Here is a 25,227-nt window from a genome sequence, read left to right on the forward strand (position 1 = left end):
AATGGGAATTACCTCAGCATTTTTTGCCGCGACAAGTGGAATCAACGCGACCAGCCGGGCGCTCAGTGAGATCGGTAACAACATCGCCAATGCGCAGACGATCGGCTATAAGAGCCGGTCGGTCTCGTTTGGCGATCTCTTTGGAGCCACGATCGGCGGTGGAGGGACCAGCACGGCTTTAGTGGAAGGTCGTGGCGTGCGGGTGTTGGGGATCGACCCGAGTTTTACGCAAGGATCGCTCCAGACGACGTCCAATGCCTTGGATCTGGCCATTGATGGTGACGGATTTTTTCGGGTGAGTGATGCCACCGGAAATATTTTCTACTCCCGTGCCGGCCAGTTTGATATCGACGCACAAGGGAATCTGGTCAATCCGGCAGGTCTACGGTTACAGGGAGACCAAGCAGATGATACGGGGCTTCTAAGCGGGAGTGTTGGCAATTTAACGTTAACCACGAGCACCCAACCAGGAATCCAAACATCGGAGATCACGATGTCCGGGCGTCTGGCGGCCAATGCTCCAATCAACGCATACACCACGGCACAGGTTCTCGATCCTCAATCAAATAGTGGGTTGTTTCCAGGAAGTACCTCTGTCCGGGTTTTTGACTCTCAGGGGAGGGGGCATGACTTAACGGTGTATTTTGCTAAAACAGCTAATAATACCTGGGACTATAATGTGATTGCACCAGACTCGGAGGTGACCGTTCCAGCCGGAGATAACAATCCCACTACAGGCAATGCATTAGTGGCCCAAGGAACTCTGACGTATACCACGGATGGTTTTTTGTCATCAGAAAGTGATCCTACGGGGCATGACATTACATTTACAGGTGGAGTTGGCGCGCCACAGAGAATCATTTTTGATTTTGGAACCAGTATTACCGAAGGGGGAGCTGGAACGGATGGCATATTACAACAGGGTGAGAGTTTGAATAACAAGGCGTTGATTCTCGACACCTTATCCCAAGACGGGTATGGACCGGGATCACTTGCAGGAACTTCCATTGGTGAGGATGGGGTGATTACGGGCCGATTTGATAATGGAACCACCCGGACGTTGGGACAGGTTCGACTCACCCGGTTTATTAATCCTGATGGCTTGCAACCGATTGGACGAAATTTGTTTATTCAATCCGGTGATTCCGGAACCCCCTTGGATGGAGTACCCGGCACGGGGGCGTTTGGCAAGGTATCGGCAAGCACGCTTGAGGCTTCCAATGTGGATTTGGGTGAAGAGTTAGTGAATATGATTACCATGCAGCGTGGATTCCAGGCGAATTCACGAATCATCACCACTACCAACGATCTACTTGGAGAACTGGTGAATCTGGCCCGTTAGATTTTGACCGAGCAGGTGACTGATTAAGCCCCCAGGCAGGTGTTCCTGCCTGGGGGCATTTTTTTGTCTTAGTGGAATGTTGAACCATCATGTCTCGTGAATGGTGAAAATTAAAGCGTAAGGAGTCAAAAGTAAGGGGTAAAGAGTAAGTAGAAAAGAATACTTGCCTTAATTTGCTGAATGCATCTTTATTTCTCTCTCCTTCCGTTTTTCCTTTCACACTCCGCACTCCTGACTCCTCACGCCTCACGTTCTCATAGACGACCCTGTCAAATGTTCCCGCGAATTGCCAGGAAAATGACGAAAAGGCAGGCCTCATCTTGTTACAGAGCCTAAGAGATATAAGGCAGGACTGCGGAAGAAACATATGCATATTCAATGTATTACAGGATGAGCTGAAGCGTGTCTACGTAGAAAAGTGGAGTGGCACAAAGGTTGCTGACTTGGGAAGTGGAACGTGAAGGTCCAAAAATTTCTTAGCGTGTGAGGTTGATGTATGGCTGAAGAAGATGACAAAGGGGAAGCGCCCGTTAAAGCAGGGGCCGGAAAAAAAATGCTGTTGATCATTATCGCGGGCGTTCTTCTTCTCGGAGGAGGAGGAGGCGCAGCCTGGTATTTCATGAGTGGGCAGGAGGAGAAGCCCGCCGAGCACGACGAGCATGCCAAAGCTGAGACAGGTCATGAAGAGCCCGGGCCGGTGATGGAGTTAGAGCCCTTTCTGTTGAATTTGGCGGACCGGGAGGAACTGCGATTTTTAAAAGTAAGTATCAAACTCGAGTTAGACCGGCCTGAGGAAAAAACGGATTATCAACACAAAATCCCCGCAATTCGCGACGCCTTGTTGGTGTTACTGAGCAGTAAAGAATCGCACCTACTCAGAACAGTGAACGGAAAGCGCCGGGTGCGGGAAGAAATCATGACGCGGGTGAACGGCGTCATGAGTAAAGGGAAAGTCGCCAATGTGTATTTTACTGATTTTATTATTCAGTAGGGCGTGAGGAAAAAGACGTAAAAGGCCTGGAGTCCGGAATCAGAAAGAGGAGAGAAGAGACAGCAGGGCTGTTTCTTTGTGCCACGTCCCAACATGGAAAAAATTCTTAGTCAGGATGAAGTTGATGCCCTTCTTCGGGGTGTGTCCGATGGCGGCGTGGAGACGGAACCTGAAGATCCGGTAGATGCCGGACTACAGGACGGACCGGTTCCATATGATCTGGGGAATCAGGAATGGGTCGTTCGCGGGCGAATGCCGACCCTCGATGTGATTCACCAGCAATTCTCGCGTGGGTTCCGTCTCTCTTTGAGCGACGTGCTTCGTAAAACCGCCGAAGTGACGGTCACGAACCAAACGGTGATGAAGTTCGGGGAGTTCACCAAACGTCTTCCCGTCCCGGCCTATCTCCAGATTATCTCCATGGAGCCTCTTCGCGGCTTGGCGATGATCGCCATGGATGCGGCGACGGTGTATTTGCTGGTTGATCATTTTTTCGGGGGAGCCGGCCAGACCCATGTCAAGCCGGAAGGGCAGGACTTTACCATTATTGAGCAGCGCGTGATGAAGAAGGTCATGCTGATGGGTTTGGGGAATCTCCAAAAAGCCTGGGACCCTGTCCAAAAACTCCTCATCAATGCCGTTCGGGTAGAAATGAATCCCCAGTTGGCCGCCATTGTGTTGCCGGCGGATATCGTCATTGTCGTCACCTTGGGTATCGAGTTAGGCAATTCGGTGGGAGATCTCCACCTCTGTCTTCCCTATGCGATGTTGGAACCGATTCGCGAACGTCTGCAGGTGAGTTTCCAGGGAGACTCGTTTGAAACGGATCATGGCTGGTTGAAACGATTTTCAGCCAGGCTGAAGGAGGCCTATGTCACCCTGTCCGTGTGTTTGGGAGAAACGGAAATCTCGGTGGAGGAATTGATGCAATTTTCTACTGGCGATGTGATCGGGTTGAATCAAGGGACCACCCAGCTACTCACAGCCACAGTGGAAGGGGTGCCAAAGTTTCTTGGTTCTCCGGGAACGACAAAGGGCATGCAATCATTTCAGATCAAGGACATCATTCTGACGAGGGAGTAAGGGCCGGTGAACGCGATGAGGTGCCGGCCGGTCACGGACTGTGGAAACCCGGAGATAAACCATGAGTGAAGACGAGAACATCGACCTGGACACGTTTGATGCTGAGAAGGAAATGATGGAGGCGTTAGCGCAGGAAGCCGCTACGAAAGAACCGAACTCGGCTGCGAAAAAACAGGAGGTGGCGGCGAGTACCAGCAGTCACACGCCACAATTGAATGGGTCTCATGATCAGAACTTAAATCGAATCCTAGATATTCCGTTGGTGCTCTCTGCGCAACTGGGCAATACCCGCATGCTGATTAAGGACTTATTGCAGTTAGGACCGGGTTCCATCGTTGAATTGGATAAGCTCGCCGGTGAACCGTTGGAAGTGTTGGTGAATGAACGGTTAGTTGCGCGTGGTGAGGTGGTGATGGTGAATGAGAAATTCGGCATCCGTCTCACCGATGTGATCAGCCCGACCGAGCGTGTGAATAAACTTCGATAGGGACGAAAGGGTGAAGGGTAAAGAGAGAAGGGAAAAGCTAGAAGTAAATAGATAAAAAGTAGAGAACCAGGATAAGAAATCTTTTGCTGATTCTCCTTACTCCTCACTTTTTCCTTCGTACTTTCAACGAGAACATTATGGATCTTACCCATGAAGCGCTCAAAATGGCGGGAACGCTGGCTCTGGTAGTTCTGGTCCTTCTTGGAGGATTAGCCTGGGTTCGGCGCACGTTCGGGGAATTGCCGGGAAAGAGCGGCGATCCGGTGATGCGCATTTTAGGGGGACTCCGGGTCGGAACGGGAAAGCACATCATGCTCGTGGAGGTGGCCGGAGAAGTGTTGGTGTTGGGGACGACGGCCCGGGAGATGACGTTGCTGACGACCGTTGCGGATGCCGACCGGATTAATCGGCTCCGCTCCATTGGGAATCCGCTCGTCGGGCCGCTAGGGGCCTGGTTGGGACAGTGGACCCGGCAGGCGTTTGAGAAGTCCGAACGAGGATCGGTGACCTCTGAACCGCCCAACCGAATGTCCAATAGCGTTACACGGGTGAGGGGAGAAGAGAGGTCGTGAAGTACCTCTTGTGCGGGTTTCGTGGAGGAGGTGTCTTTTGGCGATTGTCAGCCATGAGTCTGCTCTTGGGACTGCCCGCCTCGGCTTTTGCCCAGGCCACCAAGGATCCCGCGATCAGTTTGCAGGTATCCGGATTGGACGGGACCGAACCATGGACGTTCGGGCTTCGTATTCTCTTTCTCCTGACGGCCTTAACGCTTGCGCCAGCCCTGTTGATGTTGGTGACGGCATTTACACGCGTCGTGATTGTTCTGGGTCTTCTTCGGCAGGCGTTGGGGACCATGCATGCCCCACCGAATCAGGTGATGATTGGACTGGCCATGTTTTTGACCCTGTTTATTATGATGCCGGTGTGGGAACAGATTCGGGTTGAGGCCCTTAATCCGCTATTGGAACAGCAGGTGACACAGGAAGTGGCACTTGATCGGGCCAAGATTCCGTTAAGAACGTTCATGCTGAAACAAGTACGGGAAAAGGATTTGACCTTGTTTGTGGAGATGGCAAAAGTTCCTCACCCTCAGACGCCCGATGATGTCCCGTTCCATGTCCTGGTGCCGGCGTTTGTCACGAGTGAATTGCGAACGGCGTTTCAAATCGGGTTTCTCATTTATGTGCCTTTCCTTGTGATCGATATGATTGTTGCCAGTATTCTCATGTCCATGGGGATGATGATGCTGCCACCGATCATGATTTCGCTGCCGTTTAAATTAGTGTTGTTTGTGTTGGCTGATGGATGGTTTTTGGTCGTGGGAGCGCTGATGAATAGTTTTCAATGAAAAACGTGAAGCGTAAGGCGTAAGTCGTGTATCGAATGCTGAGGTGCAAAGATCGGTTCTTTCTTCTGTCTCCTTACGCTTTACGCCTTACGCCTCGCGGCTTTTCCTTCACGCCTCACGTTTCACAGCAAGACTGAAAGGGGTAGGGAGATGACAACCGAAAGTGTCCTGAGCATCGGTCAGGAGGCGATTCAAACAATCCTGCTGGTGGCGGGCCCCATGTTGGGTCTCAGCTTACTGGTCGGACTCTGCGTGAGTGCCTTTCAAGCCATGACACAAATTAACGAAATGACCCTCACCTTTTTGCCAAAGGTTGCAACCATGTTTGTGGTGCTCTTGGTGACATTCCCCTGGATGGTGGAAATTCTCGTGGGATTCATGACGGGGATATGGGCCAGGATACCCCAGTTTGCCCAATAATCGAGGGAGTCGAACTGCGGCATGTATCAGAAAGATGTCCGGTAACCGGTGTTGCAATGGGATATGGCGATTCAGCAAGTGTGGCAATTCGTGGTCGTGCTCGTGCGCACGGCCGTTATCTTGTCGGCGTTACCGTTGATGGGCGGGCATTCGGTTCCGAGTCGCATCAAAATCGGCATGGCGGTGATCATCGCCATCCTGTTGATGCCCATCGTGACGTTTACCCTTCCTCCCAATTGGTTGCAACCTGGAAATCTGGTGATTGCCTTGGGTGCCGAATTGCTCGTCGGTCTGGTGTTGGGTTTGGCCCTGCGATTAATTATGACGGCGGTGGAACTGGCGGGAAGTGTGATGGGCTTTCAAGTGGGGTTTGCCATGGCCGGAGTGTTGGACCCTGTCACGCAAGTGGAGACCCCGGTGTTCGGGCAATTACTGACCATTCTGGCAACCCTTCTGTACTTTCAAGTCGATGGGCATCATTTGGTGTTGTTGGCGTTGGGCAGTAGTTTTCTGTTGATCCCTCCCTTTGGCGCTCATTTGAGCGCCCCCCTCCTGAGCGATGTGACCGGCGTGATTCAACGCACCTATGACACGGGAATGAAACTGGCCTTCCCCGTGATGGGGGCCACATTTCTGGTTCATTTCATCATGGGGATTCTTGGCCGGCTGGTTCCCCAGATGAACGTGATGCTCACCAGTTTTCCCATTACGATTGCGGTCGGTTTGTTGGTGTTAGGCCTGGGTTTGCCCTTCATCGCCCTAGTGTTTCAAGACTCCATTGTCGGAATGGAAACGGTCTTGTGGGACTTATTACAGGAATTAGGGCATGGCTGAGAATAAAGACGGGGCGGATAAATCAGAGCAACCGAGTCCGAAACGTTTAGCGGAAGCTCGTCGCAAGGGCCAGGTGCCGATGACCCGGGAATTGCCCTCGTTGTTTGTCTTGTTGGGTGGGGTTGGGCTGCTTTCTCTGTGGGCGCCTCACGCGTTTGTTCAATTTTTTGATCATTACCGTCAGTGGTTGGGGCAAGCTGGAACTCTTCAGTTAGATGCTCAATCCACACATGTCCTGTTGTTAAATATTGCCTATCAGGCCTTTGTTCCCCTGATTCCGTTCGGGCTCCTGGTTGGGGTATTCGCCTTCCTCGCCATTATCCTGCAAACGGGGCCGCTTTGGATTGAAAAGGCCCTGCAACCCAAGCCGTCCAAATTAAATCCTTCCAATGGGTTGAAGCGCATTTTTTCCTGGAAAGGGGTCGTCGATCTTTTAAAGTCCCTGCTCAAATTAGCAAGCGTGAGTGGGATTGCCTATCTGATTCTGTCTCATAACCTGCTCGCGATTCTTCAACTTCCCCTCCTTGAGTTAACGGAGGCGGTTGGGGGTGTGTGGGGTCTCCTGGAAAAAATTATGTGGTCGGTCGGAGGATCGCTGCTCCTGTTGGCGATCATCGATTTCGTGTATCAGCGGTGGCAGCATACCGAAGATCACAAGATGACCAAACAGGAAGTCAAAGACGAGTCGAAGGATGTGGAAGGTGATCCGCAGATTCGATCCCGCCGGCTCAGTTTACAACGGGAACGTGCCCGACAACGAATGTTGCAGGCTGTGCCTAAAGCCGATGTGGTGATTACCAATCCTACGCACGTGGCAGTGGCGCTCAGGTATGAAACAGGAAAAATGGACGCGCCGGTGGTGGTGGCGAAGGGCGCAGGATTTATGGCGGATAAGATTAAGCAAATCGCGCGTCATGCGGGAGTGCCGATTATTGAAAACCGCAGTTTGGCTCGAGGGCTGTATAAGGCCGTAAAAATCGGTCAAGAAGTGCCCAGTGCGTTGTATAAGGCGGCCGCTGAGGTGTTGGCCTACGTGTATCGCCTGAAGAACATGCATGAGGGAAATTGAAGACGGGAAGCGTGAAAAGCGAGAAGGAAAACGTAAAAAGTAAAAAGAAAGCAGAAAAACAGATTTCCTGCGTTCCTTCTTTACTTTTGACTTCTCACTTTTCACTTTCCACCCCTTACGTCTCACGAGGTTGAGGAGAGTCATGTGGAACTAAATTACAACCATATGCAACAGCGGTAATCGATCAAGGCACGTATGGCATTTGATTCTCAGAAATTACGAGACGAACTGACTCCCGCGCATTATGGGGATGTGCTCCTACCGATCGGGGTGGTGGGGATGCTCCTCCTCATGCTCTTACCCCTTCCTTCATTTCTTTTGGACCTGTTTTTATCCTTTAGCATTACACTGGCCGTTTTGATTTTACTCGTGACCATGCATGCCGGGCGTCCGGCCGAGTTCTCCGTCTTCCCCTCGGTGGTTTTACTCACCACGTTGTTCCGTCTTGCGTTAAACATTGCGTCGACGAGGGCCATTCTCATGCATGGGAACGAAGGACCCGCCGCCGCCGGACAGGTCATTGCCGTGTTTGGGGAGTTCGTGGTCGGGGGGAATTATGCGGTGGGCATTGTAGTCTTCTCCATTCTGGTCATTATCAATTTTGTCGTGATCACAAAGGGCGCCACCCGTATTGCGGAAGTCGCCGCGCGATTTACCCTGGATGCGATGCCCGGTCGGCAGATGAGTATCGATGCGGATTTGAATGCGGGGATCATTGACGAAGGCGAAGCGCGGAAACGCCGGGAGGCCATTTCCCAGGAAGCCGATTTTTACGGATCGATGGACGGTGCCAGCAAGTTTGTTCGTGGCGATGCGATTGCCGCGCTGCTCATTATCTTCATCAATGTCATTGGCGGGTTGGGCATCGGTGTGCTGGAGCACGGGATGTCCATCATTGATGCCGCCAAACGCTTCACCCTGCTGACGGTCGGGGACGCCATTGTGGCGCAAATCCCTGCCCTGATTATGTCGACGGCCGCCGGTATCATCGTGACGAGGGTTTCGACCAAAACCAGCCTTGGGCGTGATTTAACCGAACAAATCTTTTTTAATCCTCATCTTGTGGCTGCCGTGGCCGGAATGTTGTTCTTTTTAGGATTTCTTCCCGGGCTGCCGCATGTTGCGTTTTTGATGTTGGGAACGATGACCGCCGGTCTCGCCTACGTCCTGTGGAATCAGAAACAAGAAGCCGCTCGCCTGAAAAATCTCCCCAAGAAAAAAGACCCGGCCATCTCCTCCGGTACGGAATCGGTGGATTCCGTGACTCCTCCGGACCTTATGGAGCTGCATGTCGGTTATGGACTTGTGCCGTTTGTTGATCAAGCTCAGGGAGGAGAGTTGCTGGAACGGATTCGGGCTATCCGGCGACAAACGGCTCTTGACATGGGATTTGTCGTGCCCGCAGTCCATATCCGGGATAATCTTCAGCTCAAGCCGCATGAGTACAACATTCTGTTGAAGGGAATTCAGGTGGCTAAGGGAGAATTGGTGCCTCGACATTTATTGGCCATCAATCCCGGTCATGCCAAAAAGGGTCTGCAAGGAAAGCCGGGAAAAGATCCCTGTTTTGGATTGCCGGCCGTCTGGATTGCTCCGACCGAAAAAGAGCGTGCTCAAATGGATGGCTATACCGTCGTCGATGGCCCGGCCATTATCGCCACGCATATGACCGAATTTATTAAAACCAATGGGCATGAATTGCTGGGTCGGCAAGAGGTCCAGAATTTGCTGGATAACCTCGCTAAGACGTACCCCAAGGTGGTGGATGACTTGATTCCGACTCAAATATCGTTAGGAGCGGTGGTGAGAATTCTCAAGAATCTCTTGCGGGAACGAGTGTCGATCCGCGATTTACGGACTATTTTGGAGACTGTTGCGGATTACACCACTCAGAGTAAGGATCCTGACACCCTGACCGAATATGCTCGGCAAAATTTATCCAGAACGATTTCGTCCCAATACGCCAATCCCGACGGATTGCTGCAGGTGATTAGCCTGGATCCGATGCTGGATCGCCGCCTGATGGAGGCGATGCGGCCGAGTGGTAATGGAGAGCAAGGCGGGTTACCTCCCAGTTTGTTGAATCAGGTGATTCTGTCGGTCCGTCAAGCCATTGAGCGAGTCGTGAGCCAAGGATATCAACCCGTGCTGTTATGTTCCCAGTCGATTCGATCCCAACTGTATCGTCTAGTCTCGCCGGGCGTGCATGCCCTGGCGGTACTTTCTCCGAACGAGTTGGACCCTAAAACCCAAATTCAAGCAATTGAAGTTGTGAGGATGCCACATGAAGCTGAAACGGTTTGAAGCCCTTTCATTACAAGAAGCTCTCCAAGCGGTAAAAGCCGAGCTGGGACCTGAAGCGGTCATCGTCTCATCGCGGCGTATTCAGAAAGGGGGAGGCTTGTTCGGTCTGCTCAGTCAGTCCGTCATTGAGGTCACCGCGGCGGTGGATCGTTCGGCTCAGGCGGAGGAAGGTCCTGCCGTACGTGTTGATCGATCCCTTCAGTCCCTTATGGCCAAACGTTATGTGCCGGAGGAGCCTGTTCGTCAACCGGGACCACCGAAAACGGATGCCAGTTTTTCGGAAGCTCTTCAAGTGGCGACCGTCCTCGATCCGGTGACTCAGAACCTCCAGGAAATGCGCCAGGAAATTCAACGGTTGCGTGAAGAACAACAAGATCCTGAACGGGTGTTAGGGCCCTTGCGACAGGAATTGGAAGGCTTGCGGATTGTGGTGGGACAAGTCTTGGGAAGCCAGATGGACAAACGTGTTGAAGGGTTACCTGGAGACGTAATGGACGTCTACCAGTCCTTGGTGAGTCAGGGCGTGAATCCTCAGACTGCGCATCACCTGCTTCGTACGGTTGTGGAAACGCTCGGGACAGCCGGCGTGGGAAATCGCGAAGCCATGAAAAGTCTGTTGTGGGAACGAATGGAGGAGACCGTGGCCGTCTCGGGTCCATCGGTGTCCAAACATTATGGCCAAAAAGTGATGATGATGGTTGGGCCGACCGGCGTGGGAAAAACGACGACTATTGCCAAGCTGGCCGGGTTGGCCCGTCAACAGGATGAGCATCGGCGAACCGTGTTGATTACGTTGGATACGTATCGTGTGGCAGCGGTAGAACAACTTCGGGTGTTTGCAAAAATTTTAAAAATTCCCTTGGAGGTGGCCGTGTCCCACAAGGATTTTATGGAATGCATGGGACGACATCAGCACGCGGATTTGCTGTTGATTGACACGGCGGGGCGAAGCCCAAAGGATCAAGCCGGGTATGATGAACTGCTGGCGATCACCCGTGGACAATTACACGTCGAAACGCATCTGGTGTTAGCCGCTCCGATGGCCGAGTCGGTGCAGATGGACACCATCCGCCGCTACCAATCGGTTCCTATCCATAAGCTCATCATCACGAAACTGGATGAGGTATCGATGGGCGGCGGTCTGTATAACGTCTTGTCACAGACGGGACTGCCGGTTTCTTATCTCTCGGCCGGACAGCGTGTGCCGGAAGATTTAGAAATCGCCACCCGGACACGCCTCGTGGAATTGGCTTGGGCCCACTCACCAGGCCAGGTCCTTCAAGAACGTGTGCCGTTAACGGAGGTGGCGCACTAATGGCCGGGTCATTATCCACACCGGTCCTGATGACTGACGTCCCGGCGCAACGACGACTGGATCAAGCCAGTGGATTGCGTGCCGCCATGACCTCCAACCCACAGGACCCCTCAAGGATTCAGGTGATTGCGGTCAGTTCCGGAAAAGGCGGGGTAGGAAAAAGTAATGTCGTCGCGAATTTAGCAGTGGCTGCGGCTCGGCAGGGGCGGAAGGTCCTGATCATGGATGCAGATCTCGCCTTAGGCAACGTCGACATTCTCCTGGGCCTCACTCCGCAATATACGATTGAGGACGTGCTTTCCGGGCAGCGAGGCTTGAAGGACGTCCTCGTGACCGGACCCGAAGGTATTCGCCTGTTGCCGGCGACCTCCGGAGGTCAGGCATTCACTCAGCTGACGCATGATCAGCAACTCCATTTGCAATCGGCGTTTCTTCAGTTGGCGTCTCCGCCGGATTTGCTGCTCATTGATTGCGCGGCAGGGATTTCGGCCAATGTGCTGTACTTTAGTTTAGTGGCCCACGAAACACTGGTGGTGGTAACGCCCGACCCGACGTCTCTGACTGATGCGTATGCCCTCGTCAAAATCCTTTCGACCCGCTATCACTTACGGACATTCCGCATGCTGGTCAACAAAGTGAAGCATACCCAGGAAGGTAAAGATGTGTTTCGGAAGTTGAGTTTGGTGACGGATCGGTTTTTAAATATTTCGCTCGATTACCTCGGGTGTGTTCCCGCGGACGACTATGTGACGATGGCCGTGGCTCAACAACGCGCGGTGTGCGAGGTCTATCCGCGCGCCCCGGCGAGTCGGGCCCTTTCTTCGTTGGCGAAGACCCTCAATCATTGGAGAGGAGAATGTTCCTGGCAGGGGGGCTTTCAACTGTTCGGTCCTGCTGCCTTGGGAGCCACTCGAACTGTGACGGAAGGATAACGTATGAAACGTGGCGCGGTAACAACGGTTTCAGAGAGCCCGGTTTCGGAGAAACCGGCATCGTCCAATCCGACGAAACTTTCTCTTTCCACGCAGGAACGGGAGACGTTGGTTCAGGAATTTTTGCCGGTGATTAAATACATGGCGATGCGAATGGCCATGCGGGCATCGAGTGGGCTCAATGTGGAAGATCTCATGAGTGCCGGGATGGTCGGGCTTCTGGATGCCCTGACGAAATTTGATCCCTCACGGGAAATAAAATTTCGTACCTATGCCGAGTTTCGTATTCGTGGAGCGATGCTCGATGAAATCCGGGCGATGGACTGGGTCCCGCGGTCGCTTCGTGAACGCATCGGGAAAATTCAGCATGCGGCCAATGAATGGACGAAACGCAAAGGGCGGCCACCGACGGAGGATGAGCTCGCAGAATCCTTAGGCATGGAGGCTCAGGAGGTGGACGAGACGCTTCTGCAAGCCAAAGGGGCCGTCGTGTTAAGTCTCGATGATTTGGGCTCCAATGATGAAGACTCCCATCCCATCTTGGATGCGCTGGCGGATCGAGATCAACCCTCGCCCTTGGAGACCTTGGTGTCGGAGGATGCCCGCCAGGCATTGGTCGATGCCATTGAGCGATTGCCGGAACGTCAACGCCTGGTATTGACCCTCTATTATTTTGAAGAGCTGACCATGAAAGAAATTGGAGTCGTGTTGCACGTCACGGAATCCCGAATTTGTCAGTTACATGCCCAAGCCATGATTCGTCTGAAGGCCCTTCTCCATACCCGGCTCGGACCGTAGACATGCTTGAGGGGTAAGGCGTGAGGAGTAGGGCTTAAGCAGCCAGAACTTTTCCGTCATACCCGACAGGGTTTTTCGAGTATCCATCTTCACGTTTCCCTTGTTACTCAATTCCTGACTATCGCTGTGGGTTCCATGAAGCAGATGACGACGGAAAAAGTCCTCGATATGAAAATGCCTCCCGGCGATCCTCTTTATACCATTCTCATTGTAGATGATGAAACAGTTATGCGGATGGTTGCCAAGAAGCGTTTGGCCAAACTGCCGTGTCGGTTACTGGAGGCCGGTAGTGGGGAAGACGCGCTATCCATCCTGAATCAGGAGCCGGTGGATCTCATTCTTTCGGATTGGGTGATGCCCGGTCTTGATGGTCCAGGACTGTGTGAAGCGATTAAACAGGATGAACGCTATCGCACGATTCATTTTATCCTGATGACGGCATTGGACCACCCGACACAAATTGCCGAAGGGCTTAGCCGGGGAGCCGATGATTTCCTATCCAAAACCGCATCCGATCATGAAATTGTCGCCAGAGTGTGCGCGGGCCTTCGAGCCCGACAGTTGATGTTGTATGTGGAAAAGTCTAATCGGCTGTTGTCACAGAAGCAGGCGGAATTAGACTCTGAACTCCGTTCGGCCTCCACCTTTGTGCGAGGTCTCCTCCCCCGGACCGGTGAAGTGATTCCTGGAGTGCGGGTGGAGTGGGAATTTTTGCCGTCTTCACATTTGGGAGGAGATTTTTTTCAGATCGCCCGGTGGGGAGACGATCATCTTGGGCTCATGGTGTTGGATATGTCGGGGCATGGGATCGGACCGGCGTTGCGGGCCGTGTCGTTATCTTTGCTGTTCAAGGGAGAACATATGCAACAATTGTTTCCCTCTTACGATCCGGGCGAGATTCTGACGAGTCTGAACCAACAATATCCCATGAGCGATGAGGGGGATTATTTCACGATCTGGGTTGGGGTGTGGCAATGCTCCACGCGCAATCTTCGATATGCGAGCGCGGGGCATCCCGGTTCAATTGTTGTGAAAACAGACCGGTCTTCGATGGTGTTGGGCGGGAAATCCTGGCCTATTGGGTTTTCGCGTAATGAGCTGTATGCAACAGAATCCATCTCGGTGGATTCCGGTGATCGGATGTATCTCTTTAGTGATGGGATTTATGAGGTGATGAATTCTCAGGAAGAAATCTGGGGGAGAAAAAGGCTTCAGAAGGCACTTGAGGAGGTCGCCGGACACCCGATGCAGTCGGGATTGTCCCGTATTATCGAGCAGAGCCGGACATGGAATGCCAAAGGCGTGTTTGAGGATGACGTCGCGTTACTCGGAGTGGAATTTTAGCGGTGGGGGGTGAAGCGTCAGGAGTGAGGAGATAGAAGCCAGATACTCCTTTAGCCTTATCCCCTCACCTCTTCGTTCCACCCTGACATCTCCCGATTGGCTGTTGTCGAAATGGCATATATGACACCCACATCCCCCCGAATCCTATTGGTGGACGACGATGAGTTAAATTTGGATGTTCTTGTCGAATGTCTCAAAGATGAACCCTATGAACTTGTTCAGGCACATAATGGTGAGGAGGCCTTAGCGTATTTACGAGAGGATGGACAGGATTTCCATGCCATGGTGTTAGATCGAATGATGCCGGGTATGAATGGTCTTGATCTTTTGGCGCATCTGAAAGCGGATGAACTCCTCCAATGGCTTCCGGTTGTGATGCAAACCGCAGCCGGATCTCCGCAAGAAATAGGCGAAGGGATTGAAGCGGGGGTCTTTTTTTATCTCATCAAGCCCTTTGATCAGCGGCTCTTATTGCGGATTGTGAATGCCGCGGTTGAGGAGGGATTGAAATGGAAACGGATATGCCGAAATCTTAACCAACAGTCTCAAATTGTTGAATTATTACAGCAAGGCCGTTTTCACGTTCGTACCATGGAAGAGGCATATGATCTGGCATTCCTGTTGGGGAGAGCTTGTCCCAATTCAGAAAAAGTAGTGTTCGGGTTAAATGAACTGTTGGCGAATGGTGTGGAACATGGAAATTTGGGAATCGGGTTCGATGAAAAAACAGCCCTCCAGACAAGTGGAACGTGGGAGAAAGAGATTCAACGTCGGGCGGGGTTGCCTGAGTATGTCCATAAGGTGGTGGACGTGTTGTTTGAACGGTGCCTGGATTGCATTCGGGTGACCATAACCGACCAGGGTTCCGGATTCGACTGGCGGAAGTATGAACAGATTGATCCGGATCGAATTTTGGAAAGTCACGGAAGGGGTATTGCGATGGCCAAGGCCTTAAGTTTCTCACGAGTCGAATATCGAGGGAATGGCAATCAGGTCGTGTGTATCATCAAGACTGACTTGTCGATCGGTGAAGAAGTGGGCTCGCTTTCGTCCCAAATCCCTATGGCCGCTTATCAATCAGATCGAATGTGAGGAGTCCTTCGTGAGAAAAACGGTTTCCGGCTTCAACACATTTCCCCCTGGTTCCTTGCTCTTCACCTCAGGTTATGGACATCACAATAAAAAAATGAGTCCTTCTCAAGTAAGGTCCATTGGCCTCCGAAAGGTCTCGTTGTCTTCTGTTTATTCCTTGATAGGCCGAAGGGGCCTACCTGGAAAGGGAAGCGTCAGACTAGGCCGGATGGGTTGTTGGAATGTCCACGTTTTTTTCACGAAAAAATGAGAGGGTAACATGGAAGAATGCCAAGTCACGTCAATGATTCCTGATGAGGCGATTCTCAGGCCACGAGGCGACCTCACCATTTTTGAAGCAGCACAATTTCACGCCGATTTAGTATCCTTGCATCAACAACAAGGGCCTCTTGCGATTGATTTAGGCGGGGTGGAACGTATGGACTCCTCCTGTGTGCAGTTGATGGTCTCAGCGACCCGCTCCGGACGTGTGACCGTGCAGGGGTATTCCAATCGTATTCGTGACAAGTTTGAGCAAATTGGATTTGCACAGTTTCTCCCGACTCAAGAGTCGTAACACAGAATCATGAAATAATGCAGTCGATATTCATCGAGATCCAAGAATGAGGTGATGTGTGAATGGTGATTGGATGGTATGGATGGGTGTAGTGGTGGCCGGAGCCGGGATTGGATATGTCTTGGGCGCCAGGAGCAGGCAGATGCGAATTCATCGGCTGGAACAGCAACTGCAGGAAAGCATTCAGGCTCAGCGCCGTTGGCTGGAGAACTGGAAGGCCTTTTGCCAGTGTCTGGCACCGGTGTTTCCGGTATTTGTGGGACAGATCAAGGCAGTGATTCAAGAAACAGGACAGGCGGCCGACGGACTGATTCAGCGGTTTCAGGCCATTTCACGAAATGCCAGGGAGCAGGTGGAGGAAACCGAAGCGTTGTTACATATGGCAGATGGCCATGGCGGGAAAGATGACTATACCGTCGATCGGATCCTTCATGACACGCAAAAAACCATAGAAATGTTTGTCAAACAAGTCACACAGACGACCACGGTGACGCTCGCCACGGTAAGTGTGATGGAGCAGGCATTAGAAACCACCTCTCGAATTTCGGAGGTGGTGGAGGAAGTCGAATTCATTGCCGATCAAACACGACTGTTAGCGCTCAATGCGGCGATTGAAGCCGCTCGGGCGGGAGAGCATGGCCGAGGATTTGCCGTAGTGGCGGACGAAGTGACGAAATTGGCCAATCGGTCTGCGCAGGCCTCAGAGCAAATTCGTACTCTCGCGACGACGGTGAAAGGCACAACCGAATCGGCCATGTCGGAACTCCAGGTGTTGGCGTCATTAGACTTATCGGAAACGGTCGAAGCTCAGAACCAGGTTCTGGAGATGATCAAGATCATGGGTCAAAAAAATGAGACCTTAAAAAAGAGCGTTGGTCACAATTCGGGGCGAACCAAAGAACTGGGCAAGGATATCGGCCAAATTGTCATGTCCATGCAATTTCAAGATATTACCCGTCAAAAGTTAGAGCATGTGTACCAGCCATTGGAGAGAATTCATGCGCCGCTTCAAGCGGTGGCCGACGATACGGAGGGTATAGACATGATGCCGAAGGTGCTCGAAGAAATCCGGAATCTCGAGCACACCTACACCATGGAGTCTGAACGCCTCACGATGCAGGCTGCGCGTTCGGGTCAAGGGACGGTGATGGTCGGAACCGGCTCGGATGAAGGAGATAACATCACGTTATTCTAAAGACGTGAAGGGGGTGAAGGGTCTGGCGTGAGGTGTAGTTCTTCTTCCTACGCCTCACTGTTACGGCTTTTTGAAAAACTGGGTGTAGGGTGCAGGTTCAATGCTGATCGTACAGCGTCAACAGAGAAATTCACAGAATCAAAGTGAGGTAAAGCTATGGGCAAGACAGTTTTAGTCGTGGACGATTCCGTCTCGATGCGTCAAATGGTGAGTTTTACGCTGACCGGTGCTGGCTACGAGGTGGTCGAGGCTGGGGACGGAAAAGAAGCCGTGGATAAGCTCAATGGAGGGGCGAAGCCCAATTTGGTGATTACGGATCTGAATATGCCGAACATGGATGGGATTTCTCTGATTAAGGCCGTACGGGGCATGGCCGCCCATAAGTTCACCCCGATTCTTATGTTAACCACCGAGTCATCTGATGACAAAAAGAAAGAAGGCCAAAGTGCCGGAGCCACGGGGTGGGTCGTGAAACCGTTTAATCCAGAACAAATGTTAGCCACGATTAAGAAAGTACTGCCAGGCTGAGACGTGAGGCGTCAGGGGATAAGGCTTGACACGGGAGGCGAAAGCTAAAAGGAATCTTGAATAAGCCACATAAAAATTGGATGTATGGAATTTAGCAAGGCAACTTGTGACTGATGTGTACCAAATAACAAAAACTTTTCCTGAACAGGAGAGATATGGTCTTACCAGTCAGATGCGGCGAGCGGCAGTCAGTATTCCTAGTAATATCGCGGAAGGTGCGGCGCGGCAAACCCCAAAAGAGTTTATTCAGTATTTGCATGTTTCTCAGGGATCGTTAAGCGAGCTGGATACTCAATTGGATCTTGGGAAACGACTTAGGTGGTTACAGGCAAAGAATGTGAATAGACTTGAAAGTGCGAGGAACCGACTAGATAAGATGCTGAGTGGGTTAATCAGGCATCAAAAATCGTCTCACCCCTTACGCCTAACGCCTCACGAAAAGATAAATTCTCCGTCCATTCGTAAAGGAGTCGAATAATGGCAGTTGATCTCTCACGGTTTCAAGAATCATTTTTTACTGAATCCGCAGAACATGTAGAAACCATCGAATCCGGATTGCTGGCGTTAGAGCAACGTCCGAACGACCTGGACTTACTGAATCGAATTTTTCGGGGCGCCCATTCGATTAAAGGGAATGCGGGGATGTTTCATTTTACGGCCATTGCCGAGTTGACCCACAAAATGGAAAACATTCTGGATGACCTTCGGAATGAAAAAATGCCCGTGACGCCTCACGTCATCGATGTGCTGTTACGGGCGTTGGACGGCTTGAAAAGTCTGTTGGACGCGGCGCAAGGGGGTGACGCGGCAGATGAAGCAGCCATTCACGCCTTAGAAGGTGAACTGGAGGCCTGTCAGAAGGGACCGATCGCTTCACATGAGGGGTCTTTAGCTGGAACCGGTCCCCAGGGTTCTTCATCTCAAGCCGCCAGTTGGCGAAAGGTCCAGATTGATTGGAACGCCTTGCCGGAATTATTTCAACGGGGCATGGATCCGGCCCAGATCTTCAAGGAACTGCGTGAGTTAGGCATAGTGAAGGTGCTTCATGTGCGAACCGATGGTCTTCCGCCTTTGGACACACTCGATCCAGAACGATGTTATCTCAGTTGGAGAGTGGAATTGGAAACGGATGCCTCTATCGGTCAGATTGAAGAGGTGTTTGCGTTTGTCCGGGATGGCAGCGAATTAGCCATCATCGATTGCGCACCCAAAAAACCGGAACCCTATAAACGGGTGGGAGATATTCTGGTGGAAGAAGGAGTGGTGACTCCGGAGCAAGTCGCCGAAAGCCTGGCCAAGCAAAAGCCTCTTGGCGAAATTCTGGTGGAAGAGAAAAAGGCGTCTCCCCAACAAGTCGATAAGGCGCTTCAGAAACAGCAGCAACTGAAAAAAAATGAAGTGGCGTCTATTCGGGTCGATACGGAAAAAATCGATAAATTGATCAATCTGGTGGGAGAGTTGGTGATTACCCAATCGATGATTACGGACCTGAGTGAGAAGTTTACTCTCGCGCAGCTTCCCGTTCTCCAGGAACGGATCACCCAATTGGAACGCAATACCCGGGAGATCCAGGAACGGGTCATGTCCATTCGGATGATGCCGATCGGCAGTGCATTCCACCGGTTCCCACGGTTAGTTCGGGATCTCGCAGGGAAAAGCGGCAAGCAGATTCAATTGGTCATGTCCGGGGAGGAAACCGAGTTGGATAAAACGCTGATTGAGGCGATTGGCGATCCGCTCACCCATCTGGTTCGCAATTCGGCCGATCATGGGTTGGAGTTACCCGAAGACCGGGTGGCTCAAGGCAAGCCGGAGCGAGGAACCATTCGCCTTCATGCGTATCACGATGGCGGGAGTATTTGTATTGCCGTGGAGGATGACGGGCGCGGATTGAACCGGGAAAAGATCATTAAAAAAGCCGTCGAAAAGGGGATTATTGCGGATGGCAGCAATATGTCGGATGAAGCCGTATATCAACTGATTTTTCGTCCTGGATTTTCCACGGCGGAGACCATCACCGATGTGTCAGGTCGAGGGGTAGGGATGGATGTGGTGAAGCGAAATATCGAAGGTCTGGGTGGGTCAGTGGACATTCAGAGCACGATGGGCAAGGGTTCCCGGCTCACGCTGAAATTGCCGCTCACGCTGGCCATTATTGACGGGATGACTGTCCGGGTCGGTCAGGATAACTACATTATCCCGCTTATTGCGGTCACCGAATCCATTCGCCCTAAACCTAATGAGTTGCAACGGATCGTGGGAAAAGGCGAGGTGGTCAATCTTCGTGGAGAATGGGTGCCGGTGGTCAAGCTCTATGAAGCGTTTACCCTCACGCCAGACTTTACCGATCCCTCGCAGGCTTTGTTGGTGATCGTGGAAACCGATGGTCGGCGATTGGCCGTGCTCGTGGATGAACTGACCGGCCAACAACAAGTGGTCATTAAGAGTTTGGAGCAAAACTTTCGCAAGGTCGAGGCTATTTCCGGAGCCACAATTCTGGGGGACGGGCAAGTGGCTTTGATCTTGGATGTACCGGGATTGGCCAAATTGGCACGGGTTGGCCACATTGCGGCGGCGTGAAACCGTGAGGCGAAGCAGACGCGGGGCGTGAAGAAAAAGACAGCTTTCCCCCTCACGCCTTACGCGTCACGCCTTATGAGGGAAAAGGATGACAAGTATTGAGCCATAGAGATGATCTTCATAACAAAGGAGCCTAATGATGACCACCGCAACAGGTGAACCCACAGAACAACGCTCGATTCGAACGACGTATGCCAGGGACGATCAACAATATCTGACCTTCAATCTGGCGGATGAATATTACGGAGTGGATATTCTGAAAGTGCAGGAGATTAAGGGATACACCACGGTGACCAGGATCCCCAATACCCCGGATTTTCTCAAAGGGGTGCTCAACCTTCGTGGCACAATTGTGCCCATTGTGGATCTTCGCATGAAATTCGGCATGGGGGTGACCGAACCCACGTCGTTCACCGTGGTGGTTGTGGTTAATGTCCGGAATCGTGTGATGGGCTTTCTGGTCGATGCGGTGTCCGATGTGTTGGATATGAATGCCAAGGATATCCAGGCCCCTCCGGACATGGGCACCTCGGTCGATGTCACGTTTATCGCCGGCATCGGTAATGCCCAGGATCGCTTAGTGACCCTGTTGGACATTGACCGGGTTCTCACAGAGGAGGAAGTCATCGTCGTGGAAAAGATTCAAGACGTCGAAGATCAAGCTGAGGTCCATGCCTGACCGGAAACGAAAGGGACCATGGATGGTCCGGCACACCGGCGGCCAACAACAACTTTAAAGAAGTCAGCGAGGATTTTATGAACAGGATGGTGAACACAATTTTCAGTTTGGGAATTACAACCAAGTTGGTGGTGTTGTTCGCCATCTTTGGCATTGTCCCGATGGCCGCGGTGGGGTACTTAGGATCTTCGGCTACCGGGGAAATGGAAACCGCTGCCGGTCTGCGTGTGCAAGCCATGGCGGAGACGATCGGGGATAAAATCGACCGGAATTTGTTCGAACGGTATGGGGATCCTCAATCCTTCGGACTCAACAGGATTGTGGGTGAACGCTACCATTGGTATAGCAAGGAGAATAATGCCATTGCGAGTGCGATGAACCAGTACGTTGCGACATCCGGTATTTATTATTTGACGATACTGGTAGACCCGGTTGGAGATGTGATGGCCGTCAACTCCAAGGATGCGAACGGGAATCCGATCGACACCACGGCAATTTATTCCAAGAAATATTCGGACGCCCCGTGGTTTAAGGCGATGGAAGCCAAAGAATTTACCACCAAACAACCCTTTACCGCTCCCGGCAATGATAGGGCGACCGGGACCTTCATTGAGGACGTCCATGTCGATGAAGATGTGAAATCGGTGTATTCGGGAGATGACGGATTAACCTTGGGATTTTCTGCCCCGGTGTATGTGGATGGCGATCTGATCGGGTATTGGAGCAACCGGGTCAAGTTTTCTCTGGTAGAAGAAATCGTGCAGACCGCGTATCAAGAGCTGAAAGGGGCCGGATGGGCCGGATCGGAAATTTCTCTGCTCGGTGATAAGGGACAGGTTCTTGTGGATTATGATCCTTCCAATCAAGGCACAGAGGACATGACCCATGATTTTGAAAAAACATTGTTTAAACTCAATCTCGCCGAAACCGGGATAGAAAGCGCACAATTCGCCGTTGCCGGGAAAACAGGCTATCAATTGGCGCTCCATGACGGGAAGAACATCTGGCAAATGGCTGGATATACCCATCTGAAAGGCGCCTTAGGCTATCCGGGGATGAATTGGTCGGTCCTGGTTAGAGTGCCAAAAGCCGAAGCTACGGCTGCGGCCATTGCCTTCAATCGAAATTTAATCATGACCGCTATTATTTGTCTGGTTTTGATTCTGGTTGTCGGATTGTGGGTTGGGCGACGCGGGGCTCAGAGTCTGGTTCACATCAGCGAGGTGGCCCAACGGGCGGCTGATGGAGATTTGAGTCGGCGCGTCACTGTGACATCCCATGATGAATTAGGAAGCATGGGTAAGGCCATGAATGCCATGTTGGATAATTTGGTGAAAGTGGTGTCTGAAGTCCGCCAAGCGGCGGAACATGTCTCCACCGCGTCAGGTGAAATCACCCAAGGCAATGAAGACCTTTCGCAACGCACCTCGGCCCAGGCGGGCGCTTTGCAGGAGACCAGCGCGTCAATGGAGGAGATGACGTCTACCATCAAGCAAAATGCGGATAATGCCAAACAGGCCAATCAATTAGCCGTCGCGGCCCGTGAAGTGGCGGAGAAGGGGGGGGCGGTCACGGACAAGGCTGTGGTGGCCATGGATGAGATTAATAAGAGCAGCAAGAAGATCGCGGATATAATCAACGTGATCGACGAAATTGCCTTCCAAACGAATCTCCTGGCTTTGAATGCCGCCGTGGAAGCGGCACGGGCGGGCGAGCAGGGACGGGGTTTTGCGGTGGTGGCCTCGGAAGTACGGAATCTGGCGCAACGTTCGGCGTCGGCTGCCAAGGAGATCAAGGCCCTGATCAATGAATCGGTGCAAAAGGTAGGTGACGGCAGCGAGTTAGTGAATCGCTCGGGCCAGACGCTGGGCGAGATTGTAAATTCGGTCAAACGGGTGACGGATATTATTTCCGAAATCAGTGCGGCGTCCCAGGAGCAGGCGGCGGGGATCGATCAGGTGAATAAGGCGGTGATGCAGATGGATCAGGGCACGCAGCAGAATGCGGCCTTGGTGGAAGAAGCCACGTCGGCTTCCCAGTCCATGAAGCAGCAGGCAGCGGAACTGTTGAATCAAGTCGCGTTTTTTAAGTTAGAAGAAACAGGTCACCGGCAGTTTGCAGGAGTCAAACGCGGAACTGGAGCCACGTCTGGGTTATCAAGCGGCAAAAAGACTTCCGCTATGAGTCAGCCCATACAATCGGTGAAGGCTGCCTCTCCTCCAAAATCAACGGCTAAGTCTCAACCGGTTGGGGTGGGCAGCTCGAATGGCCATGATCGGCGTCAACGTGAGAACGATTTTTTTGAAGAGTTTTAGCAAATCAGTCTGATTATTTAACAAGGAAATTAGGAGGTCGCATGGGGAAAGTTTGGCATTCAATAGGCATTGGTCCAAAAGTGGTAATGACTATTATGGTGGTCTTCTCGGGGTTGTTGGCTGCGGGAGCATACTTGCTCGGTCAGCAGTTGCATTCGGATCTTGAACGGGTCTTATCCGATCAGGCCTATATTGTTCAAAAACAAATAGAGGTCACGCGTGCCTATGTGACCAAAGAGTTTGTGGTAAAAGCCAAGGCGGCAGGGATGAACACCGGCGTGGATCATAGTGCACCCGATACGATTCCCTTTCCGGCCACATTTGCTCGTGAAACCTCTGAGCTCTTAGCTGAGGAAGGCGTCTTCAATGCCCGGATCGTGAGTCTCGCGCCCTTGAATCCCAAAAATGCTCCGCAAGATACCTTTGAGAAAGAAGCCCTTGTTGCCCTCGCCAACGGTCAAAAAGAATTTACTAAAAACGATACCGTGAATGGGAAAATGATGTTCCGCCGTGCGACCCCGGATTTGGCGACCGCTCAAGCCTGTATCGGCTGTCATGAGGGTAAAAAAATCGGGGATATGTTGGGAGCGGTATCAGTACAGATTCCCATGGATGGTCCCGCGGCACAATTACAAGGGAATCTCAGCAATATGTATATGGGGATTCTGGCCGTGGGTGTTTTGATGATGGGGCTGTTGTATCTGATGATTGCGAAGTTGGTGGTCCAGCCGATGAAGAGTCTGGAGTCTATGGCCGTGCGAGCTAGGGACGGAGATCTCACCGGTCGGGCCAGCGTGAACAGTCAGGACGAAATCGGCCGAACCAGTGAGTCGTTTAATATGATGTTTGACCGGGTGAGTGAAGTGATTGCGTCTGTAAAAACCGCTGTGTCCGGTATTACGACCGGAACGTCGGAGATTAATGCCGGAACCTCGGATCTCGCCGGGCGAACTTCGGCGCAAGCGGGAGCCTTAGAAGAAACCAGTGCCTCCATGGAAGAGATGACCTCTACCATTAAACAGAATGCGGATAACGCCAAGCAGGCGAACCAATTAGCGGTGGCTGCCCGTGAAGTGGCGGAGAAGGGTGGGGCGGTCACGGACAAGGCCGTAGAGGCCATGGATGAGATTAATAAGAGTAGCAAGAAGATCGCGGATATTATCAACGTGATCGATGAAATCGCCTTCCAAACGAATCTCCTGGCTTTGAATGCCGCCGTGGAAGCGGCACGGGCGGGGGAGCAGGGACGAGGATTTGCGGTGGTGGCCTCGGAAGTACGGAATCTAGCGCAACGTTCCGCCACGGCGGCCAAAGAGATTAAGACGCTGATCAACGAATCGGTGCAAAAAGTTGGGGGTGGCAGTGAGTTGGTCAATCGCTCGGGCCAGACGCTGGCCGAAATTGTGAACTCGGTCAAACGGGTGACGGATATTATTTCCGAAATCAGTGCGGCGTCCCAGGAGCAGGCGGCGGGGATCGATCAGGTGAATAAGGCGGTGATGCAGATGGATCAGGGCACACAGCAGAATGCGGCCTTGGTGGAACAGGCGACCTCGGCGTCCCAGTCGATGGCACAACAAGCTGAGGATTTGTTGCGGCAGGTCGAATTTTTCAAGGTCCAGACTGAGTTGGGAACTCAACGTTCGGAGACCACACCAAAAACCCGCGCATCTGTTCACGCTCAATCGACCGGCGGAACGGGGTCTCAATATTCTCGTGCGGTCTCGTCGATAACTGGCGCAGCTCAGGGAAAGCATTCTCCCAATAAAAGAGAGGTCGCTGTGGGTGTTGGGAGCTCGGCGTCCAACGGGCATAAAAAGTCCGGGGATGATTTTTTTGAAGAATTCTAAGGAACCCTAAAATGTGAGGCGGAAGGCGAAAGATTGTTCTTCGCCTTCCGCCTCACAAAGGATACTTCCGCCCGTGTTTTCCTCTCGTGTCGCTGACGAAGGGTTTCCTTACTCTCTTCTGATGCTTTGCTTTTTTATTTTCAGTCTGTCATTCCCTCTTCTTGG

Annotated in this window: 23 protein-coding genes; all 23 read left to right on the forward strand. The window is 52.1% G+C overall.

What is annotated here, in order from left to right; translation table 11 throughout:
• The first annotated feature begins 1 nt into the window (after position 1).
• The 23 genes from PQG83_RS03175 to PQG83_RS03285 all read left to right on the forward strand — a co-directional run bounded on the left by PQG83_RS03175 (position 2) and on the right by PQG83_RS03285 (position 25,062).
• Entirely contained in the window at positions 2-1,342 is a 1,341-nt protein-coding gene (locus PQG83_RS03175; RefSeq protein ID WP_312746723.1) for a flagellar hook protein FlgE, read from the forward strand.
• Positions 1,343-1,838: 496 nt separating this feature from the next.
• Positions 1,839-2,333 carry a flagellar basal body-associated FliL family protein gene (locus PQG83_RS03180; RefSeq protein WP_312746725.1) on the forward strand — a complete coding sequence of 165 codons (495 nt, stop codon included), beginning with the start codon at positions 1,839-1,841 and terminating at the stop codon, positions 2,331-2,333.
• 93 nt (positions 2,334-2,426) lie between these two features.
• Positions 2,427-3,416, forward strand: coding sequence for a flagellar motor switch protein FliM (gene fliM, locus PQG83_RS03185; protein ID WP_312746727.1), 990 nt, complete (start codon positions 2,427-2,429; stop codon positions 3,414-3,416).
• A gap of 61 nt (positions 3,417-3,477) precedes the next feature.
• Positions 3,478-3,903, forward strand: coding sequence for a flagellar motor switch protein FliN (gene fliN, locus PQG83_RS03190; RefSeq protein ID WP_312746729.1), 426 nt, complete (start codon positions 3,478-3,480; stop codon positions 3,901-3,903).
• Positions 3,904-4,040: 137 nt separating this feature from the next.
• Positions 4,041-4,475: a flagellar biosynthetic protein FliO gene (locus tag PQG83_RS03195; RefSeq protein WP_312746733.1), complete on the forward strand. Its 435-nt coding sequence runs from the start codon at positions 4,041-4,043 to the stop codon at positions 4,473-4,475.
• A complete protein-coding gene (fliP, locus tag PQG83_RS03200; RefSeq protein WP_312746735.1) occupies positions 4,472-5,251 on the forward strand; it encodes a flagellar type III secretion system pore protein FliP in 780 nt (259 codons plus the stop codon). Before PQG83_RS03195 ends, fliP begins: the two co-directional genes overlap by 4 nt.
• Positions 5,252-5,401: 150 nt before the next feature.
• Positions 5,402-5,671: a flagellar biosynthesis protein FliQ gene (gene fliQ, locus PQG83_RS03205; protein ID WP_312746736.1), complete on the forward strand. Its 270-nt coding sequence runs from the start codon at positions 5,402-5,404 to the stop codon at positions 5,669-5,671.
• Between the two features lie 63 nt (positions 5,672-5,734).
• Positions 5,735-6,505, forward strand: coding sequence for a flagellar biosynthetic protein FliR (fliR, locus tag PQG83_RS03210; protein WP_312746737.1), 771 nt, complete (start codon positions 5,735-5,737; stop codon positions 6,503-6,505).
• Positions 6,498-7,574, forward strand: a complete 1,077-nt coding sequence (gene flhB / locus PQG83_RS03215; RefSeq protein ID WP_312746738.1) for a flagellar biosynthesis protein FlhB — start codon at positions 6,498-6,500, stop codon at positions 7,572-7,574. Before fliR ends, flhB begins: the two co-directional genes overlap by 8 nt.
• 195 nt (positions 7,575-7,769) lie before the next feature.
• Positions 7,770-9,878, forward strand: a complete 2,109-nt coding sequence (gene flhA / locus PQG83_RS03220) for a flagellar biosynthesis protein FlhA (protein WP_312746739.1) — start codon at positions 7,770-7,772, stop codon at positions 9,876-9,878.
• Complete coding sequence (gene flhF / locus PQG83_RS03225) at positions 9,859-11,193, forward strand: flagellar biosynthesis GTPase FlhF (RefSeq protein ID WP_312746741.1); 1,335 nt, start codon at positions 9,859-9,861, stop codon at positions 11,191-11,193. The genes flhA and flhF overlap by 20 nt, the downstream gene beginning before the upstream one ends.
• A complete protein-coding gene (locus tag PQG83_RS03230) occupies positions 11,193-12,125 on the forward strand; it encodes a MinD/ParA family protein (RefSeq protein WP_312746743.1) in 933 nt (310 codons plus the stop codon). Before flhF ends, PQG83_RS03230 begins: the two co-directional genes overlap by 1 nt.
• Before the next feature lie 3 nt (positions 12,126-12,128).
• Complete coding sequence (locus PQG83_RS03235) at positions 12,129-12,923, forward strand: sigma-70 family RNA polymerase sigma factor (protein ID WP_312640537.1); 795 nt, start codon at positions 12,129-12,131, stop codon at positions 12,921-12,923.
• Positions 12,924-13,067: 144 nt separating this feature from the next.
• Complete coding sequence (locus PQG83_RS03240) at positions 13,068-14,267, forward strand: PP2C family protein-serine/threonine phosphatase (RefSeq protein ID WP_312746745.1); 1,200 nt, start codon at positions 13,068-13,070, stop codon at positions 14,265-14,267.
• Positions 14,268-14,387: 120 nt separating this feature from the next.
• Entirely contained in the window at positions 14,388-15,359 is a 972-nt protein-coding gene (locus PQG83_RS03245) for a response regulator (protein ID WP_312746747.1), read from the forward strand.
• Between the two features lie 259 nt (positions 15,360-15,618).
• Positions 15,619-15,915: an STAS domain-containing protein gene (locus tag PQG83_RS03250; RefSeq protein WP_312746749.1), complete on the forward strand. Its 297-nt coding sequence runs from the start codon at positions 15,619-15,621 to the stop codon at positions 15,913-15,915.
• Positions 15,916-16,369: 454 nt separating this feature from the next.
• Entirely contained in the window at positions 16,370-17,110 is a 741-nt protein-coding gene (locus tag PQG83_RS03255) for a methyl-accepting chemotaxis protein (protein ID WP_376753564.1), read from the forward strand.
• A gap of 156 nt (positions 17,111-17,266) precedes the next feature.
• Entirely contained in the window at positions 17,267-17,638 is a 372-nt protein-coding gene (locus tag PQG83_RS03260; RefSeq protein ID WP_312640549.1) for a response regulator, read from the forward strand.
• Positions 17,639-17,753: 115 nt separating this feature from the next.
• Positions 17,754-18,116: a four helix bundle protein gene (locus PQG83_RS03265; RefSeq protein ID WP_376753565.1), complete on the forward strand. Its 363-nt coding sequence runs from the start codon at positions 17,754-17,756 to the stop codon at positions 18,114-18,116.
• Complete coding sequence (locus PQG83_RS03270) at positions 18,116-20,218, forward strand: chemotaxis protein CheA (protein ID WP_312746754.1); 2,103 nt, start codon at positions 18,116-18,118, stop codon at positions 20,216-20,218. The genes PQG83_RS03265 and PQG83_RS03270 overlap by 1 nt, the downstream gene beginning before the upstream one ends.
• 136 nt (positions 20,219-20,354) lie before the next feature.
• A complete protein-coding gene (locus tag PQG83_RS03275) occupies positions 20,355-20,897 on the forward strand; it encodes a chemotaxis protein CheW (protein ID WP_312746756.1) in 543 nt (180 codons plus the stop codon).
• 86 nt (positions 20,898-20,983) lie between these two features.
• Positions 20,984-23,212 (forward strand): methyl-accepting chemotaxis protein, encoded by a 2,229-nt coding sequence (locus PQG83_RS03280; protein WP_312746758.1) that lies wholly within the window; start codon positions 20,984-20,986, stop codon positions 23,210-23,212.
• Between the two features lie 41 nt (positions 23,213-23,253).
• Positions 23,254-25,062, forward strand: coding sequence for a methyl-accepting chemotaxis protein (locus PQG83_RS03285; protein WP_312746760.1), 1,809 nt, complete (start codon positions 23,254-23,256; stop codon positions 25,060-25,062).
• The last annotated feature ends 165 nt before the right edge of the window (positions 25,063-25,227 follow it).

This window comes from Candidatus Nitrospira neomarina (assembly GCF_032051675.1).
Taxonomy (GTDB): domain Bacteria; phylum Nitrospirota; class Nitrospiria; order Nitrospirales; family UBA8639; genus Nitrospira_E; species Nitrospira_E neomarina.